Consider the following 4,989-nt stretch of genomic DNA (forward strand, 5'->3'; position numbering starts at 1 on the left):
AATGCAACACTTGGACGTGTTTCATGCTCAATAAAACGCAATTTTCAGACGATTTTTACGAAAAACTCCCAAAAAAACCGTATTGCTCGGATGATTTAGGGTACGGGGTGGTTATTCGCCCAAAACGTACCGCAATCCAGAAGCCATATATTCAGCATAATCCCCCTTGTCTTGTTAGCTCGTTGGTGTTCGATATAGACCGCCAAGACGCTTATTTTGCGTGGTCTGACGCAAATTTACCGACCCCAACGTGGATAGCCAAAAATCGCCAAAATGGACATGCACATATTGGCTATATGCTTTTAGCTCCAGTGTGTACCACGCATCGAGCAAAGCAGAATGTCATACAGTACCTTGCCAAGATTGAGCAGGCGTATAGCTTGGCGTTAGGTGCAGATCGTGGCTATACGGGGTTAATCACTAAAAATCCATGTCACGGAACATGGGAAAATCATACCTTTGGCGTTCAACCATACGATCTAAATTATTTAGCCGATTTTGTAGAGCTTCAGGAACTAAAAACCGACTTAAAAGAGGTTTCAGGGCTTGGGCGGAACTGTATGATGTTCGATACAGTTAGATATTGGGCATATAAGGCGATTAGAGCGCATCGAGGCAGTACGTTTGCTATTTGGCTAGGGAAAGTCTTAGAGCAGTGCCAGAACGCAAATAGTGCGTTTATAGAGCCATTGCCGTATAGCGAAGTCAAAGCCACTGCCAAGTCCATTGCTCGATATTGTTGGAAGAAAGACGGTTATCACTACCAGGAATTCATAGACCGTCAAAGTAGAAAGGGTAAATTAGGGGGTATCCAGTCTGGGATTATTCGAAGGAAAGATAGTGTAACGGAAAAAAAGCCTTGGCTGATTTTAGGTATCAGTAGAGCAACTTACTACAGAAGATTGAAAGATGAAAAAACTAAATAAACCGTTACTTTTAGGCTGTATTTCATTAGATGATTTTATTTTTAATTTTTCAATTATTTATATGGTTGGTTATCCCGTTAATTATAGTATTCCAATCTTCAAAGTGTAATTCGTGTCCTGTTTTTTTAAGTATAACTAATTTTGATTTTTCTATCCTTTCAAGTAAAACATCTGTGTTTTTAAAGTGCCATATTAAATCATCAGTACCATGTATGATTAAAGTCGGCTGTTTAATTTCGTCTAATCTATTCCAATACTCTTCACCCCCTTGTAATGTAGCGTGATTGAACATACTTATATAATTGTTGGCTCTATTAAACTCAGCTCTTATTAAGTTTTCACATTTTAATTTGTCAAATTGCTTTCTTCCACTCATTAAAGCAGAGCCTTCAATCATATAGTTCACGACACTATCTTCATTTTCCCAATCAACAGTCTCCGATTTTCTGTGAAAGTCCAGAATTCTTGTGTCCATTTCAGGAATGTTTGGGTTAGAATCTCCCCAAGGTCCTGTAGATAAAAGTATTAATGATTTTACTTTATCTGGATATTTTATTGCAGCAATTTGACAAATTAGCCCACCTAAAGACATACCTAAAAAATGTGCTTGTTCAATATTGTAACCGTCTAAGATTGAAATTGCATCGTTTGTCAAATCAACAATATCGTATGTTGATTTACCTAACTCATAGAAAGTTGATTTTCCGACATCTCTGTTGTCGTAACGAATTACGAAAAAACCTTTTTCTGCTAATTTTTGGCAAAACTTTGTGTCCCAATAAAGCATTGAAACTGTCGCTCCTGCAACTAATAAAATTGTAGGGTTATATTCAAATCCAAAACTTTCTGTATAAAGACTAATGTTGTTCGCTGTAATTATTTTATCTTTCATTTTTTCTTGTATTTCCAATAGTCAATCATATAACAAAGTAAAATTTTACCCAGATAGCAAAAACTTAAGAACAGCGGTGAATTGCTCCTGTCATTGTTGTTCCATTCTCACCCTAGCCTAGCATAGATTTTGGCTACGAATACAGATTCTAATCAATTTTATTGAGACACGAAGCCTAAATCAGATATCAGCCCTCTCGGGTGCTTTTTTCCCTTTTCATTTTTAAAAATTATTATTTAAGGGAATGAGCAACGTCTGTGGACAATCGCAAGCGACCGTAAAACCTGATCTGTGCCTAAACACGATGCACAACTCCACATAACGATAAAGCAGTTATACGTTGAGTTGCACACAGGTTAGATCACAGGGTTTTCCTTTGTCCACAGACTTACCATGACTTGCTTAATTGAATTACGTCTAGGGGTCTGCTACCGTAATGGAATGCAAGGATACATGGAGACCCCTCTGCTACGCAGATGTGTTCCATGACCTTGTTCAGGGGCAAGCCCCCGAAACCCCCAAAAGCAAAGGCAAAAGCATGACAGCGATCAAACGTAATAAGGTTTACAAAGTCCGATTTTCTGATGCAGAGGTACAGAAAATCAAAGATGCCAATATCCTAAATATTGCCAAATATCTAAGGGATACTTCACTTGCCCAAATTGATGCAACTCAAGGCAACGCCAAAAAAAAGAATCAGGAAAATCACTACACAAAATTAGACCGTGATTTTTTGCTTGAGCTATCCCGAATTGGAGGCAACATCAATCAGATTGCAAAGGCAATAAATACTGATATCGCAAGCAGTCGCCCCCTTGATGCTGCAAGGCTTTTGCACCTGTTAATAGGGATTGATCAGACCTTAAAGGAATTGAAAAAATGATTGTTCAATTCTTTAGATATGGGAACGGTTTAAGTAAAGGGCCATTGGATTATTTGCTTGGTAAAGACCGTGATCGAGATTATGCAAAAGTCCTACAGGGCGATGTTTCCGAAGTATCTGGATTAATTGATACGTCTCCTTTTGCCAAAAAATATACCAGTGGTTGTTTGTCTTTTTATGAGCATGATTTATCTGACCAGGATAAACAAAAAATCATGCAGGATTTTGAGCAAGCCTTATTCCCTGGCATGGATCAGAGCCAGTACCGTGTCTTGTGGATTGAGCATCAAGACAAATTAAACGAAGAAACAGGGGAGCGAAGATTAGAGCTTAACTTCCTAATCCCTAATGTTGAAATACTTACAGGACAACGTTTACAGCCTTATTATGATAAAGCTGATCGTCCTCGTATTGATCTGTTTAAGAAGATTACAAACTATGAATATCAGCTGCATGATGCAGATGACCCCCTCTATCGCCAAGCCGTTACAACGGCAAAAAACTTGCCTAAAACTGTTAATGAGATCAAGGAAACGCTTGATATTGAAGCAACGAGAGCCGTTGAAAGTGGACTAATTACAGATCGGCAGAGCATGAAAAAATGGCTATTGGATCTTGGTCTTGAAGTCACCAGAGAAACCAAGAAAAGCCTATCCATTAAAAATCCGAATGATGACGAAAAAGCCCGCCCGATAAGGCTTACAGGTGCAATCTATGAGCAAGATTTTAGACTTACAGAAACGAGCCAACAACTTACTATCGCAGCATCAGAACGATATAGACGAGAAGCTGAACAGCGAAATCAGTCAGATATTCAAAGATATGCGGAATACAGTGCAAAGCGAAGCACAGAGCTTGAGCAGCAGTATCGACAGCACCAAAACGGATATACAGCAGAAACAGAGCGAAGCAACGAACGAGATATTGCAGCAGATCGACCAGACTACAGCTCAAACCAAGAAGCAGCAGCAACAAGGCATGACAGCCCTATTGCAAGAACAACAACAGCAGATCAAACAGCTACAAGCGAACTTGCAGCAGTTGAACGGCTTGAGCCAAGAAACAGCCCAAGCAGCCAAATTAAAGAAAACCCTTATTACATCGAATATAGCCTTGATTTCACTGGCATGTATAACGCTTATCAGCAGTATTTGTCTGGGATACGTCAGCAAAAGCAAGTACAGCGACATCACAGAGATGGAGAACAAAGTCCAGTGGCTAAAAAGCCAAGGGGCGAGCCTGAATATTCAGAAGTGTGGGACAGAGAAAAAATGGGACTGGTGCGTCCAGATCGACCCGAAAGCGCAGCAGTACAGCAACAATATGCGAATAGTGCAGGAAACCAATTAAATGAATCTCGAAGCACAGTTATTGCAGATTATCGAGCAGCAACAGCAGCAGCTCAAAGAGCAACAGAAGCAGCAAGAGCAAGCATTACAGCTCATTCAAACGCAGAGCAAAACGATAAGCGAACTAGAGAGCTACTGCAACAAATTGATAACTCACTTCAACATGCTGACCGAGAAAGAAAAAGAGATGAAAAATCATATCAGACAGCTACAGAATCCGAAGCTATCAGAGACTTTATTACAAAACTTGGAGAGCAGCTTAAAACAGCGATTACAGAGCCATTTAGAGCAATTAGTGACTGGGTTAAATCTAAAGAACGAGATCAACGAACTATTGCCAACGATGATCTATACAGAAATCGAGAAGCAGACAGCACCATTGACCCAACAGCTTCAAAGGAAACTAGACTCAGTGCAACAGTATCACGAAAAATTCGAGGGTTTGATCAAACAAATATCTTTAAGGCTTTAGATGAGCTGGACAGACGTAGAGAGTTGCAACTGGAGCAACAACGTAAAAATGACAGGAGTTATTCACCTAGATTTTGATACTTTTTTTCTGCGGAGCATTGCCTTTGCAATGCTGTCCTCGAAAAAAAAGCATCTTCAAAAGGTCGCATATCTGCGACAATTTGTCGCAATATTTTGTTTTGAAAATCAGTCATTTGACAGCAATTCAAAAAGGTGTAATATTTTCATCAGGCGAAAAAAAAGCAGGTCTGCAAACCCGCTTTTTTCTCTTTGTTAAACAAACGCTTAAAGCATCCGTAAAACTCAAATTCGATACTTGTATTTTACTGATGTTTTGAGCCAATGCAACACTTGGACGTGTTTCATGCTCAATAAAACGCAATTTTCAGACGATTTTTACGAAAAACTCCCAAAAAAACCGTATTGCTCGGATGATTTAGGGTACGGGGTGGTTATTCGCCCAAAACG

4 protein-coding genes are annotated in these 4,989 nt (G+C 39.5%); 3 read left to right on the top strand and 1 reads right to left on the bottom strand.

The genetic code is table 11. The annotated features are described in order from the left end of the window. The coding region (locus tag E2K74_RS14230; RefSeq protein WP_319922820.1) for a replication initiation protein at nucleotides 1-926 on the top strand (926 nt) is incomplete at its 5' end. Between the two features lie 49 nt (nucleotides 927-975). Here E2K74_RS14230 and estT read toward each other — a convergent pair. Next, nucleotides 976-1,836, bottom strand: coding sequence for a macrolide hydrolase EstT (gene estT / locus E2K74_RS14235; protein WP_227548048.1), 861 nt, complete (start codon nucleotides 1,834-1,836; stop codon nucleotides 976-978). A 520-nt stretch (nucleotides 1,837-2,356) separates the two neighbouring features. Between estT and mobC the strand changes: the two genes are divergently transcribed. Both mobC and E2K74_RS14245 read left to right on the top strand, forming a co-directional pair. Next, the gene (mobC, locus tag E2K74_RS14240; protein WP_044103698.1) at nucleotides 2,357-2,701 is read left to right on the top strand and encodes a plasmid mobilization relaxosome protein MobC; all 345 of its coding nucleotides are present in this window, start codon (nucleotides 2,357-2,359) and stop codon (nucleotides 2,699-2,701) included. Further along, a complete protein-coding gene (locus tag E2K74_RS14245; RefSeq protein WP_044103697.1) occupies nucleotides 2,698-4,599 on the top strand; it encodes a relaxase/mobilization nuclease domain-containing protein in 1,902 nt (633 codons plus the stop codon). Before mobC ends, E2K74_RS14245 begins: the two co-directional genes overlap by 4 nt. Nucleotides 4,600-4,989 lie beyond the last annotated feature (390 nt).

Source organism: Acinetobacter sp. RF15B, from assembly GCF_007558235.1.
Taxonomy (GTDB): Bacteria; Pseudomonadota; Gammaproteobacteria; order Pseudomonadales; family Moraxellaceae; genus Acinetobacter; species Acinetobacter lwoffii_C.

What these genes read in the sequence shown, in the direction of transcription:
- mobC (WP_044103698.1), top strand. Translation starts at nt 2,357, where the DNA reads ATGACAGCGATCAAACGTAATAAGGTTTACAAAGTCCGATTTTCTGAT.
- E2K74_RS14245 (WP_044103697.1), top strand. Translation starts at nt 2,698, where the DNA reads ATGATTGTTCAATTCTTTAGATATGGGAACGGTTTAAGTAAAGGGCCA.